The sequence below is a fragment of the Micromonospora sp. NPDC003241 genome (genome assembly GCF_053589795.1).
Genome location: NZ_JBSFSO010000053.1, coordinates 30,926 through 44,308 on the forward strand (window position 1 = coordinate 30,926; position 13,383 = coordinate 44,308).

The 13,383-nt window shown below is 71.0% G+C and carries 11 protein-coding genes and 1 riboswitch; of the genes, 10 read left to right on the plus strand and 1 reads right to left on the minus strand.

Annotated elements, in window-relative coordinates; translation table 11 throughout:
* Positions 1-944 precede the first annotated feature (944 nt).
* From ACWDVW_RS28605 to ACWDVW_RS28650, 10 genes are all read left to right on the plus strand, one after another.
* The gene (locus ACWDVW_RS28605) at positions 945-1,481 is read left to right on the plus strand and encodes an alpha/beta hydrolase (protein ID WP_449954914.1); all 537 of its coding nucleotides are present in this window, start codon (positions 945-947) and stop codon (positions 1,479-1,481) included.
* A 502-nt stretch (positions 1,482-1,983) separates the two neighbouring features.
* Positions 1,984-2,176, plus strand: a riboswitch (cobalamin riboswitch).
* A 31-nt stretch (positions 2,177-2,207) separates the two neighbouring features.
* Positions 2,208-3,191 carry an ABC transporter substrate-binding protein gene (locus tag ACWDVW_RS28610; protein WP_449954916.1) on the plus strand — a complete coding sequence of 328 codons (984 nt, stop codon included), beginning with the start codon at positions 2,208-2,210 and terminating at the stop codon, positions 3,189-3,191.
* Between the two features lie 56 nt (positions 3,192-3,247).
* On the plus strand, positions 3,248-4,252 hold the full coding sequence (locus ACWDVW_RS28615; RefSeq protein WP_449954955.1) for an iron chelate uptake ABC transporter family permease subunit: 1,005 nt from the start codon (positions 3,248-3,250) through the stop codon (positions 4,250-4,252).
* Entirely contained in the window at positions 4,252-5,013 is a 762-nt protein-coding gene (locus ACWDVW_RS28620; RefSeq protein WP_449954919.1) for an ABC transporter ATP-binding protein, read from the plus strand. Before ACWDVW_RS28615 ends, ACWDVW_RS28620 begins: the two co-directional genes overlap by 1 nt.
* Positions 5,010-5,708, plus strand: a complete 699-nt coding sequence (locus tag ACWDVW_RS28625; RefSeq protein ID WP_449954922.1) for a CbiX/SirB N-terminal domain-containing protein — start codon at positions 5,010-5,012, stop codon at positions 5,706-5,708. Before ACWDVW_RS28620 ends, ACWDVW_RS28625 begins: the two co-directional genes overlap by 4 nt.
* Before the next feature lie 94 nt (positions 5,709-5,802).
* A complete protein-coding gene (locus ACWDVW_RS28630; protein WP_449954925.1) occupies positions 5,803-6,543 on the plus strand; it encodes a ThuA domain-containing protein in 741 nt (246 codons plus the stop codon).
* Positions 6,483-7,583 (plus strand): Gfo/Idh/MocA family protein, encoded by a 1,101-nt coding sequence (locus tag ACWDVW_RS28635; protein ID WP_449954928.1) that lies wholly within the window; start codon positions 6,483-6,485, stop codon positions 7,581-7,583. The genes ACWDVW_RS28630 and ACWDVW_RS28635 overlap by 61 nt, the downstream gene beginning before the upstream one ends.
* Before the next feature lie 146 nt (positions 7,584-7,729).
* Positions 7,730-8,659 carry a GIY-YIG nuclease family protein gene (locus ACWDVW_RS28640; RefSeq protein ID WP_449954931.1) on the plus strand — a complete coding sequence of 310 codons (930 nt, stop codon included), beginning with the start codon at positions 7,730-7,732 and terminating at the stop codon, positions 8,657-8,659.
* Positions 8,660-8,792: 133 nt separating this feature from the next.
* The gene (locus ACWDVW_RS28645) at positions 8,793-9,818 is read left to right on the plus strand and encodes a CPBP family intramembrane glutamic endopeptidase (RefSeq protein ID WP_449954934.1); all 1,026 of its coding nucleotides are present in this window, start codon (positions 8,793-8,795) and stop codon (positions 9,816-9,818) included.
* A gap of 137 nt (positions 9,819-9,955) precedes the next feature.
* Positions 9,956-11,092 (plus strand): carboxylate-amine ligase, encoded by a 1,137-nt coding sequence (locus ACWDVW_RS28650; protein WP_449954938.1) that lies wholly within the window; start codon positions 9,956-9,958, stop codon positions 11,090-11,092.
* Positions 11,093-11,110: 18 nt separating this feature from the next.
* On the opposite strand, the gene ACWDVW_RS28655 is transcribed toward ACWDVW_RS28650, so the two are convergent.
* Positions 11,111-12,895 (minus strand): N-acetylglutaminylglutamine amidotransferase, encoded by a 1,785-nt coding sequence (locus tag ACWDVW_RS28655; RefSeq protein WP_449954941.1) that lies wholly within the window; start codon positions 12,893-12,895, stop codon positions 11,111-11,113.
* Positions 12,896-13,383 lie beyond the last annotated feature (488 nt).

The window sequence follows — 13,383 nt, forward strand, 5'->3', positions numbered from 1 at the left end:
GACGCACCGTCCACGCACGTCACGCTCGCTATCCCCAAGATCAGGCCGTTAGTCGACGGCATGCCGACCACCATCGCGCACACCGTGTGGTTCCCGCCTAGCTTCCGGACGCTGACACTCTCGGCGATCTCGCCACGAGGTCGGTGTTCGGGTCCTTCATGGGAGGGGGACGTTCTCGCCGGGGACCGTGCCATGCCTCGTCGCCTCTCGTCGCAGTCAGGGGCGTGGGTCTACCCTGACCGCTATGGATGAACGGACGTCCGGCGAGATCCCGAGGTAGGGGTGGAAGGTGCCCCTGCCCGTCGTCATCGGCGCGAGACGCTGATGCGCGCCGGACTGATGCTCTTCGGCGCCGCCAATGTCGACGATCACCTGAGCCGGGGATCATTCGGAGTGGGCTTGGTGGTGCGGAGCCTCTTCACGCTGGCCGCGGCGAGCGCCCTCGGGGCGGAAATCCGACAGTACCTCCGGAAGGAACGGTCTGGCGGGTAGACGTTAACGGTCCTAGTTTCCCCGTTGGGCAGTCGGGCAGTCGGGCCGGAGTTCGGGGCGGAGCCCCGAGTTCGTCAAGGGCTTGGTCGTCCCAAGTGCGGCCGGCCGGAGGTTCGCTGGCGGGCCGGGCCGGCGCCGCCTTGATCCAGCGTGCGAACTATTCGGCAGGCATTCCGGCTGGACGTTTGAGACTTGACCACCGGTCAAGGAGTGCTAGATGCAGCCAACTTGACTGATCTTGGTCCCAGAACACCAGGAAGGGCGCATCCATCAATCGAATGTGCACCTGTGACCTGCGTCGGGACGGCCGGATTCGAACCGACGACACCCCTTGACCCCCAGGACGATTCGCCGCACGTCCACACACGTCATAAACACGATCCGCATGATCAGGCAGCCTGACCCCAACACCGCGAACCTTCGTGGTCAAAGCACTAGGTATGGTCGTCCGCGTGACTGACGCTGTCGTGATTCCCGGCGGTAGGTTCGGACCGAGTGCTCCCCTGCTGATGTATGCCGGCGATGTAGCGGAACAGCGAGGCGCAACGGTGCATCGGTACTCGTGGTCCCAGGAGTTTCCGAAGTTCGATCAGCCGGAAATCGAGGGCTGGGTCACTGCTGAGATCACTCCACTGATCGACACTCTCCGCGGCCGCCCACTGCTGATCGGCAAGTCGCTCGGCACGAATGCGGCAAAGATTGCCGCCGAAAGAGCTTTGCCCGCCGTGTGGCTCACGCCCTTGCTCACCCTGCCATGGGTCGCTGATGCGTTGCGCCTTTCGAACGCGCCCTTCCTGCTCGTGGGTGGCACTGCCGACAAAGTTTGGGACAGCGACCTGGCCCGCCGGCTGTCACCCCACGTGCTGGAGGTGGAGGGTGCGGATCACGGCATGTACGTACCCGGCCCGCTTACCGAATCGATCGCAGTCCTCGGCCGGGTCGTAGTCGCCGTCGAGGAGTTCCTCGATTCGATCGGCTGGCCAAGCTAGCCGTAGCTGTACGGCTACCGGTACCTAGAAGCGGATCTCCTCGTCGAGCAGTCGCCAGGCCGTCCAGCATCCCCGGACGGGGACAAGGTGGAGCGCCTCACCAACCGAACGACCTTGGCCCGGGCCGCCTTGATCCAGAGCAAATGATTCGGAAGTCATCCCGGCTGGACACTTGAGACTTGATCAGCGGTCAAGGAGGGCTACCGAGTGGCGCACTTGACCGGTGTGGTCCCCAGAACGCCGAAAAGGGCCGACCCGATATCCGGGTCAGCCTTCTGACCTGCGTCGGGACGGCCGGATTCGAACCGACGACCCCTTGACCCCCAGTCAAGTGCGCTAGGCGTCTGCGGAGGCAGTGCGTCTATGTGCTTCGTCTGCCGCGATCGGGGCCGTTACGGCAGTGCAGAACAGCAGGAGCGTGCTGCGTCTGGCTGGTCCGACGGCACCTCGGGTGAGCGGGCACACTGGGCCGACGTGGACTCTCGCCATGATCTAGGCCACTGACGGTGCTGCCTGCTTTGGTTAGGGTGACTTCGCCGTGGTGCTCGGGAAGCCGGTGTGAGACCGGTGCGGCCCTCGCCACTGTGATCGGGATGCTGGAGGCCACCGCAAGGTCACTGGGCGTATGCCTGGGAAGGCCGGTCGCCAGCGCACCACCCGTCAGCCAGGAGACCGGCCACGGCACCTGTACGACCCGTCCACGAGGTGCTGGAAGGTGGTCCCGCTATGCGGTTCCCTGCGTCCTGGCGCGTTGCCGCGCCGCTCTCCGTCGTACTCGTCCTGGTGGGTGGCTGCGCCACGACCGGCGACAGTGATCCGGCTGCCACGGCGTCCGCCGCCGGGCCTGTATCGGTCACCAACTGCGGCATACCGGTCACGGTCCCGAGCCCTCCGGCGCGGGCGGTCACGATGAACCAGCCCGCCACCGAGATCATGCTGGCGCTCGGCCTGGAGGACCGGATGGCCGGCACCGCCTACCTCGACGACCAGGTGCTGCCCGAGTACGCCGCCGCGTACGCGAAGGTGCCGGTGTTGGCCAAGGAGTACCCGTCGAAGGAGAAGTTGCTCGAACTTGAGCCCGACTTCGTCTACGGCTCCTTCGCGAGCGCGTTCGGCGACGAGGGGGCCGGTGACCGTGCCGAGTGGCAGAAGCTCGGCGTGGGCACGTACGTCTCCGCCGCCGGTTGTCCGAAGGAGACGCGACCGGCGAAGCTGGCGATCGACGACGTGTTCGCCGAGATCCGGGAGATCGCCGCGATCTTCGGCGTCGCGGAGCGGGCCGAGACGCTGATCGCCGACCAGAAGCAGCGCATCGCGGACGTGTCGGCGGATGCGAAGGGTACGCGGGTGCTGTGGTGGGACGGCGGCAACGACGCGCCCAGCGCCGGCGCCTGCTGCGGCGGCCCAGCCATGATCATGTCTGCGGCCGGGGTCACCAACATCTTCGACGACCTGACCGGCAGTTGGGCCGACACCAACTGGGAGGCGGTCGTCGAGCGCAACCCGGACGTCATCGTGCTCGTCGACGCGAGCTGGGACACCGCCGCCGACAAGCAGGCGTTCCTCGAGAAGCACCCGGCGCTCAAGGACCTGCCCGCCGTCAAGGGCAAGCGGTACGTCACCCTGGCTTTCTCCTCCACCTCGGCCGGTGTGCGGAACGTACTCGCCGTGGAGGCACTGGCCCGGGGCGTCGGCGGGGCGAGCAGCTGACCACCGTCACCACCCGGCCGGCGCAGACTCCGGCGAAGCCGGTCCGAGCGGTGCGCATGGTGGCCGTGGTGGTCGTACTCGCGGTCGGCCTGGTGTTGTCGGTGGCGGCGGCCGTGACGGTGGGGCCGGCAGATCTGTCGCTGGGCACCGTGTGGCTGGTGATCACCAATCATCTCGGCCTGACGAGCGCCGACGTGCCGCTGCTACGCGACCACATCGTGTGGGAACTGCGGCTGCCGAGGGTGCTGGGCGCCGCCGTGGTCGGGGCCGGCCTCGCCGCCTGCGGGGCGGTCATGCAGACCGTCACCCGCAATCCGCTCGCCGACCCGTACCTGTTGGGTGTCTCCTCGGGGGCGTCGCTGGGTGCCGTGGCCGTCCTGGTCCTGGGCCTCGGCGCGGGTGCCGCGGCGCTCACCGGGGGCGCGTTCGTGGGGGCGCTCGCCGCGTTCGCCGTCGTGGTCGCCGCCGCCGGTCGGCGTGCGGTGCTGCGACCGACCCGGGTGGTGCTGGCCGGGGTCGCCGTCGCGCAGCTGTGCGCCGCGTTGACGACGTTCGTGATCATCTGGGCGGCCCACCCGCACGCGACCCAGACCATCACCTTCTGGCTGTCCGGCTCGCTCGCCCGCGTCGGCTGGACCGCACTGGCGTGGGCGACGCCGCTGCTCGCGGTGGGGTTCGCCGTGATCCTCCGGTTTGCCCGCGCGCTCAACGCGTTCGCGTTCGGTGAGGAGGCCGCCGCCGCCCTCGGCGTGGACGTCCGGCGGGTCCGGTGGCTGCTGCTGGTCACCACGGCGCTGCTGACCGCCGTGCTGGTCTCGATAAGCGGCGCGATCGGGTTCGTCGGCCTGATCCTGCCGCACGCCGTGCGGCGGTTCACCGGACCCGACCACCGCAGGCTGCTGCCGGTCGTCGTCCTCGCCGGAGCGATCTTCCTGATCTGGGTGGACACCGCGGCCAGGACCCTGTTCGACCCCCGTGAGCTACCGGTGGGCGTGCTGACCGCCCTACTCGGGGTGCCCGCGTTCGTGCTACTGCTGCGCCGAGGGGACCGGAACACCTGATGCTGGACATCCACGACGTCTCGTGGTCGGTGCCGGCCGCGCGACTCCTCGACGGCGTCACCTGCTCGGCGCCGCGCGGCACCCTGGTCGGACTGCTCGGCCCCAACGGGTCCGGCAAGACCACCCTGCTGCGGGTCGTCGCCGGGTTGATCACCCCCCGATCCGGGACCGTGACCGTCGCGGGCGACGACGTGGCCGGGCTGCCGCGTGCCACCGTGGCGCGGCGGATGGCCCTGCTCGCCCAGTACGCCGAGACCGACCTCGATCTGACCGCCCTCGACGTGGTGTTGCTCGGCCGTACTCCGCACCGCCGTTCCCGCTGGTCGGACACCGACACCGACCGGGCCGCCGCCGCCGACGCGCTCGACCGCGTCGACATGACCGGGTACGCCCACCGCCGCTGGCAGACGCTCTCCGGCGGGGAACGCCAACGGGTCCAGCTCGCCCGGGCCCTGGCCCAGGAACCGCAACTGCTGCTGCTCGACGAGCCCACCAACCACCTCGACATCGGCCACCAGCTCCAACTGCTGGGCCTGGTCCGTCGCAGCGCCGTCACCACTCTCGCCGCACTGCACGACCTCAACCTGGCCGCCATGTTCTGTGACCTCGTGGTGGTGCTGCACCACGGCCGGGTCGTCGCCTCCGGACCGCCTGCAGACGTGCTGACGCCCGCGCTGCTCGCCGACGTGTACGCCGTGGACGCCGACGTCACCGTGCACGATGGACGCCCGCTCATCACCTACCGGGCACCGGCGGCATGAACGTCCTGCTCGTCTCGCGTGGGGCGACCCACCACGGCGGCCACGACGCGATCCACCGCCTCGCCGCGACGGTCGCCGAGGCCATGGGCGTACCGGTGCGGGCCTGTTTCCTCGACGGCGCCGAGCCGTCTCTGCACACCGCCCTCGACGCCGTCCCGGAGCATGGCGAAGTCCTGCTCGTGGCCGTGCACCTACCGCCCGACCGGTACCTCGACACCTGGCTGCGCCGCGCGGTCGCCCACTGGCGCGCCACCCGGGACCGGCAGGTACGCGTCCTGCTCGCCCCGCCGCTGGCGCAACAGCCGGCGCTGGTCACGGCGGTCAGCGACGCCGTCACCGGCGAACACACCACGCTCGACGGCAACCCCGGACCGTTCCGCAGCCCGGCCTGGTCGCAGATCACCCGACACCGCCGCCACGTGCTGGTGTGCCGTGGGCCGCGCTGCACCGCGTACGGCGCCAGTCAGGTCGCCGCCGCCCTCGGTAGCCGCCTCAAGGCGAACGGCCTCGGCGACGACGACGTCCTGGTCACCGCGACCGGCTGCCTGTTCCCCTGCAACCTCGGCCCGCTCGTCGTCGTGTATCCCGACGACACCTGGTACGAACACGTCGACGCGGACCTGGCCGTCCTCATCGCCGACACCCACCTGCGCGACGGCACACCGGTCGACGGCAGACGTCCACGCGACTCGTGACGGCGTAGCCCGGTACGGTTATCGATGGTCGTCACGGTGCGGGCGTCGGCCCGGGCGAAGTGGTCCGGGGCGACGGGTCGGGGGAGGAGCGGGTGTGGTGCGGCGGAGAGCCCTCGTGGTCCGGGGCGGGTGGGAGGGGCACCGGCCGGTCGAGGCGACGGAGCTTTTCGTCCCGTTCCTCGAACGCAGCGGATACGCGGTACGGGTGGAGGAGTCGACGGAGGTCTACGCCGACGCCGACGAACTGGCCGCCACCGACCTGATCGTGCAGTGCGTGACGATGTCGCAGATCACCGGGGAGCAGGTGGCGGGTCTGGCGGCGGCGGTCGTCGACGGTACGGGGTTCACGGGCTGGCACGGCGGCATCGTCGACTCGTTCCGGGCCTCCTCGGACTACCTGCACCTGGTGGGCGGCCAGTTCGCCGTCCACCCCGGAATCGAGCCGTGTGACCGGAGCGGCGGAGAGAAGGACAGCTTCCTGCCGCACTCGGTCACGATCACCGACCTCGGCCGGGAGCATCCGATCACCGCCGGGATCGAGGACTTCGACCTGGTCACCGAGCAGTACTGGGTGCTGCACGACGACCTGATCGACGTCCTGGCCACCACCACCCACCCGACTCGGGCGTGGCATCCGTGGCACCGGCCGGTCACCTCGCCGGCGATCTGGACCCGCACCTGGGGAGCCGGGCGGATCGTCGTGACGACTCCGGGACACAGCCTCGACGTGCTGGAGCACCCGAGCGTCCGTACCGTCATCGAGAGGGGAATGCTGTGGGCGACCCGCACGGCGTCGGCATCGTCGGTCTCGGGGTCATCTCCCGCGCGTACCTGAACACGCTCGCCCAGCATCCCCGGGTCCGCGTCGTCGCGGTGGCCGACCTGGACGCGGCCCGGGCCGCCGCTGCCGCCGCGACGGTTCCCGGGGCCGAGGCGGTGAGTGTCCAGCGGCTGCTCCACCACCCCGAGGTGGCGACGGTGCTGAACCTGACGATCCCGGCGGCGCACGCCGAGATCTCGGGCGCGGCGATCGACGCCGGCAGGAACGTCTACGTCGAGAAGCCGCTCACCGTCACGTTTCCGGAGGCCCGGTCACTCATCGACCGGGCGGCGTCGGCCGGCGTCCGCGTGGGTTGCGCGCCGGACACCGTGCTCGGCACCGGTACGCAGACCGCTCGCGCGGCGATCGACGGTGGCTTGATCGGCCGCCCGCTGTCCGCGTCGGCCGTCATGGTCACCCCGGGTCACGAGCGGTGGCATCCCGACCCCGACTTCTACTACGCCCCGGGCGGAGGCCCGTTGCTGGACATGGGGCCGTACTACGTCTCGGCGCTGGTCCACCTGCTCGGGCCGGTACGTGCGGTGATCGGGGCGGCGAGTCGGCTGCGGGATACCCGGACCATCGGCTCGGGCCCCCGTGTCGGGCAGCGCATCCCGGTCGAGGTGCCGACCCACGTGAGCGGGGTGCTGGAACACGCGGACGGCGCCCTGTCCACCCTCACCACCAGTTTCGATGGTGTCGCGACGACGGCCGCGCCGATCGAGGTGCAGGGGGAGAGCGGCACCCTCGCCGTACCCGATCCGAACAACTTCGACGGCGAGGTCCGGCATCTGGCGCTCGGCGGTCCCGGGTGGCGCGTTCTCGAACCGGGGGCCGGTTACGTCGCCGCCTCCCGAGGGGTCGGCCTGATCGACCTCGTCGGGGCCGACGAGGCGCGTCCGCCCCGGGCCAGCGGTGCGGTGGCGCTGCACGTCCTGGACGTCATGACGGCCCTGCTCCGGTCGGCCGCCGAGGGCCGGCGAGTCGAGCTGACGACGACGGTGGCACGCCCCGCGCCCGTCCCGTTGACCCCGGCGCAGGAGTGGTCCCGGTAGCCTGATCTCAGCCCTGCGATCAGGTGACGCAGGGGCCAGCAGCGAGAGGTTGCCGCCGAGGCGGCGGGGGGCGGTGGCCAGCGCGACGGCGACGGACGCGGCGGCGATGGATTCCAGCCTTGTTATCGTTCCGCGTGGATGAATCGGTGGACCGGCTGAGGGTAGAGGGGCTCAACTCGATCGCGCACCTGGTATCGAGGGCCGCCGGCCGGTGCGGGGTGTACGAGCTGACCTTCGCCGACGGCGAGCGGTATGTGGGGCAGGCCGTCGACGTGGTGTCGAGGTTCGGCGCGCACCGGAAGACCTGGCCCGACATCGTCGAGATCGCCTTCCAGCGGGTGCCGCACGACCGACTGGACGATGTGGAGCGTCGACAGATCCGTGCCCGTGAGGGTGCCGGTGTGCATCTGCGCAACGTCGTGCACACCACCGGGCGGACCGGCGTCAGCGACCTGGACGCTCTGATACCTCCCGAGCGGCAGCGATCCTGGCTGAGCGACGACCAGCCCCACCGGGTACGCCTCGACGACCGGCCGGACGATCCGGTCCTGCGCCGCCGTACCCGCCTCCGGTTCGACCGGCTGCGTGCCGACCCGCGCTTCACCGCCGAGCTGGCCCGGTTGGTCGGCACCTATCTCCGGCGGACGATGCCCGCTCCGGAGTTGACGGAGTTGAGCTACTGGTCGCTGAGTGCGCTGCCGTCCACCGGTGCGGGCAGCTATCCGCGTCTGCTGACCCTCTCCGTGTACGCACTGGAGACGCTCTACGTCTGCCACGACAGGCGCTTCCCGCAGGACCTGGAGATCTGCGTGAACGTCGACGAGACGGTGGCGCGGTCGGACCTGCGTACCCGGTGGCGGCTGCGGTCGATGCGGGCCGCCCGAGCGCACTATCGGATCCGTCCCGGCGTACTCGGGTTGCGGTTCACGTCGGTGCCTGCCGCCTGCGACGCATTGGCCCGACCACAGGTCGTCCGGGCGGCCCGCCGGCTCAACCTGGATCTCATGCGGAAGGGGTCGGCGCTCAACTGGAAGACCCACTGTCCGGACCTTGTGGAGCACGTGCTGACCGCCTGAGCGGGGCCGTACCCGTAGCCCCTGTCGGTGGCACGACGGACCTGGCACGGGCGCGAATTCCTACGAAAGTCGCAGTCGGGGTTCATGCAGACGACAGACGATCCGGAGGGCGCGTCCGGACAGGCTGTAGCGCATGACGATCACGCTCTCCGAGTCGGACAGCCCCACTCCGGCGCTCGCCCCGGTCCCGTATCACCGGCTCGCCCGTACCGACCGGCACCGCTGGTGGCGGCCCCTGCTCGGCACCGTGCTGATCATGGTGGGGTTGCCGGTGGTGCTGATGGGCGGGTTCGGGGCCGCCAGCTTCGTGGTGTGGCTTTTGGACGGCCCGGAGGACTTCCTGCTGGACGGCGGTCCGGAGGGCGAGTTGGCCCTCAGCATGGTCGCGCTGGGGCTGCTGATTCCGCTGACGTTGCTGGCCGCCCGGTGGGTGCAGCGTCGCCCGGCCGGGACGGTGTCGTCGGTGGTGGGCCGGTTGCGATGGCGGTGGCTGGCGACGTGTCTCCTGATCGCCGTACCGGCTTTGGTGGTTCATCTCGGGGCGCTGAGTCTGCTGCCCGGTGAGGGCCCGCAGAGCAACGGGGCCGGGTGGGAGCGGGTCGCCGCCGGCCTGGCCGTCGTGGTGCTGCTGGTGCCGTTGCAGGCGGCCGGTGAGGAGTACCTGTTCCGGGGCTGGCTGATCCAGGCGTTCGGGTCCTGGATCCGGTCGCCCTGGCCGGGGATCGCGGTGTCGTCGGTGCTGTTCGGGCTGGCCCACGGCTGGGGGACCGGCTGGGGCATGGCCGACCTGGTGTTCTTCGGCGCGGTGACGGCGGTCGTGACGATCCGGACCGGTGGGCTGGAGGCCGCCATCGCGTTGCACGTGGTGAACAACGTGGCCGGGATCGGGTTGGCGGTCGTCACCGGCACGCTGGAGGCGCAGCAGGCCGACGTGTCGGCAAGGGCCGCGATGATCAGCATGTGCGTGACCGGGCTGTACGGCGGAGTGGTGCTGTGGCTGGCCCGTCGCCGCCGCGTCGAGAACGGCACCGGCGGCGCAACGGTCGGCAACGACGCCGCGTTCGACCTCGTCAGCATCCCGCTCTGGATCTTCGGTGCCTACCTCGCGGTGGTCGCGGTCGCGCCGAGTGTCGCGCCGGTGCCGTGTTGCGCGGCCTGACCCGCGGCCGAACGAGGACTGTGCCAGCGGTGTCGGGGTGGCGCAGGGTGGCGGGACGTCGTTTGCCGGTGTCGTGCCCGGGAAAGCGGGGTCCCGGGCGGCGAGCATCGCCGCCAACGGCGGATGGGACGTCGAGGATGGGTGACCACGGGGTGTCGGCGCCGGAGTTCGCGGTGGCCCCGCCCCTGACGTTGGGGGTCGAGGAGGAGTTCCTGCTGCTGGACCCGGCGACCGGGGAGAGCCTGCCGGTGGCCGAGCAGGTGCGGGCCGCGTTGCCCGCTGACGCCCGTCGGCAGAGCCGGCAGGAGTTCCGGCACAGCATGGTGGAGATGGTCACCCCGGTCTGCACCGAGCTGACCGAGCTGCGGGAGCACCTGCTGACGCTGCGCCGCGCCGCCGCCGACGCCGCCCGCGCGGCCGGCGCCAGCCTGGTCGCCCTGGGCGCCACCCCGGTGCGGGAGGAGCACCGGTCGGTACCGGAGGAACCGCGCTACCACGCGATGTCCCGCCGGTTCGGCCCGGTCGCGCACGATCCCGCCGTCTGCGGCTGTCACGTGCACGTGGGTCTGCCCGACCGGGAACTGGCCGTCCAGGTCGGCAACCACCTACGGGTGTGGCTTCCGGTCGTCCACGCCACCACGGTCAATTCACCCCTGCACGACGGGTCCGACACCGGGCACGCGAGCTGGCGTTCCATGCAGTTGGAACGCTGGCCGAGCCTCGGGCCCACCCCCTACTTCGCCTCCGCCGCCGAGTACGACGCCACCGTCGCCGACCTCGTGGAAGCCGGGATCATGCTCGATCCCGCGATGGTCTACTGGTACGCCCGTCCCTCGGCGAACTACCCGACGATCGAGATCCGGGTCGGTGACGTCTGTCCGAGCGTGGACGACACCGTGCTGCACGCGGCGCTGGTCCGTGCCCTGGTCGCCACCATGGTCGACGACATCCGGCACGGCACACCCGCACCCCGCCTGCGTAGCTGCCTGGTCGCCGCCGCCCACTGGCGGGCCGCCCACCACGGTCTCGACGGTGACCTCCTCGACCTGCGTACCACCCGATCCCGGCCCGCCTGGGACCTGGTCGGCGACCTGCTGACCACGGTCAGCCCCGCGTTGGCCGGCCACGGCGACCTCGACTACGTGCGCCGACAGCTCGACCGTCTGCGTCGCACCGGCACGGGCGCCGCCCGGCAGCGGCACCTGCTCGGTGACACCGGCGGCGACATCCCCGCGTTGCTGCACCACCTCGCCGCCCAGACCACCACCGGCTGACGGGGTCCGGCGCGCCGGTCAGCGAAGCTCGTGGGTCTGTAGCCAGAGTTCGAGCAGACCGAGCTGCCAGAGTTTGTTGCTGCCGGCCGCCGCCTGCGAGGCGTCGGGGTCGTCGAGCAGGTGCGCGACGTACTCCGGTCGGAACAGGCCCCGCTGCCGGGCGGCCGGGTCCCGCAGGGCGTCGACGACCATGTCCCGCACCGCGCCGTCCACGTTGCGCAGCGCGGGGACCGGGAAGTAGCCCTTGGGCCGGTCGATCACGTCGGCGGGCAGCACCTCTCGGGCGACCTCCTTGAGCACGCCCTTGCCGCCCTGGGCCACCTTGTGCTCCGGCGGGCACGCCGACGCCAGCGCCACCAGGTCCTGGTCCAGGAACGGGGTGCGGACCTCCAGTCCCCACGCCATGCTCATGCTGTCGACCCGCTTGACCGGGTCGTCGGGCAGCATCCGGTGGGTGTCCAACCGCAGGACGGCGTCCAGCGCGGTCTGCGCACCGGGCGCGGCCAGCTCGGCGAGGAGCAGGTCGCGGCTGGCGTCGTGGTCGCAGGCGTACGCGGGGGAGACCACCCGACACAGTTCGGCGTGGTCGCGGTCGAAGAACGCCGACGCGAACGTCTCCACGGCCCCGTCGCGCGGCACCTCGGCGAGCGGCTGGTGGTAGCCGTACCCGGCGAACACCTCGTCGGCGCCCTGCCCCGACTGGGCCACCTTGACGTGCCGGGCCACCTGCTCTGACAGCAGGTGGAAGGCGACCACGTCGTGGCTGCCCATCGGCTCGGTCATCGCGGCGACGGTGGCGCGTACCGCCGGGACCAGGTCGTCGTCGGCGAGCCGGATCCGCTGGTGGTCGGTGTCGAAGGTGCGGGCGACCAGGTCGGAGAAGCCGAACTCGTCGCCGGACTCGCCGCCACGGCTGTCGAACCCGATGCTGAAGGTCCGCAACTGCTCCTGCCCGGCCTCGGCGAGCAGCGCCACGATGAGGCTGGAGTCCAGTCCGCCGGAGAGCAGCACCCCGACCGGTACGTCGGCCACCAGCCGTCGACGTACGGCGGTGCGCAGCGCCCCGCCGAGGGCCGCCTGCCAGTCCCGGGCGTCCATGCCGGCGTGGGCGGGGTCGCGGGCGTACTCGGGCTGCCAGTAGACGCGTTCGCGGCTGCGCCCGTCCGCCTCGATGACCCGCAGCGTCGCCGGTGGCAGTTTGCGGACGCCGCGTAGCACCGTGCGAGGTGCCGGGACGATGGAGTGCCAGGAGAGGTAGTGGTGCAGGGCCACCGGGTCGATGGCGGTGTCGACGTCGCCTCCGCGCAGCAGCGCGGGCAGGGTCGAGGCGAACCGTAGCCGTCCCGGCGCCTCGGTGAGATAGAGCGGTTTGATGCCGAGGCGGTCGCGGGCCAGGACCAGCCGCCGCCGTGTCCGGTCGACCAGGCCGATGGCGAACATGCCGACCAGGTGGTCGACGAACGCCTCACCCCAGTGCGCGTACGCGACGAGGATGACCTCGGTGTCGCTTGTGGAGTGAAAGTGGTGCCCGGCGGCGCGGAGCTTTTCGCGCAGCTCAGGATAGTTGTAGACGCAGCCGTTGAAGACCAGTGCCAGCCCGAGGTCCTCGCGGACCATCGGTTGGGCACCGGCGTCGGAGAGGTCGATGATGGTGAGCCGTCGGTGCCCGAGGGCCACCCAGTCGTCGCTCCACAGCCCGTCGCCGTCCGGCCCTCGGGACCGCATCGCCGCACTCATCCGGGCCACCGCGTCGGAGTCCGGCGTCGCGCCGTCGAACCGTGCCTCTCCGCCGATGCCGCACACGTCAGTGGGTCCTGGTTCCTGCGGGAGAGGTCGGCACCGGGACGACTCCTGTCTTCGGTGGCAGGTCGTGGCGGTACGCCGCGAGGTGCCGCCGAGTCGCGTGGGCGGCCCGCATACCCGCTGGTCAGCGGCCGAAACCGCCACCATGCGACCCCGCCGGCTGTCGTGCGGCCGTGCCCGCTGCCGTGGCCGCGCCCGCACCGAGCGGTCGTGCCTGTCGTCGTCTGGCCGTGCCCGCTTGTCGTGTGGCCGTGCCCACCACCGGGCTGCCGTGCCTGCGGTGTGCGGCCGGGGCCGCGTCATGTGGCTGTGCCCGCCACCGGGAGTAGTGCCAACGCAACCTGCTGCCGAGCCTCGGCGAAGCGTTGCGGCGTGCTGGGTCAGGTGGGGAGATTTGTTGTCGCTCCAGCGACAACAAAAAAAACCACCCCCCCCCGATGGGGAAGCAACGACCCCCACTGGGCGTTGGGGCGGAAGTGAATAGCACA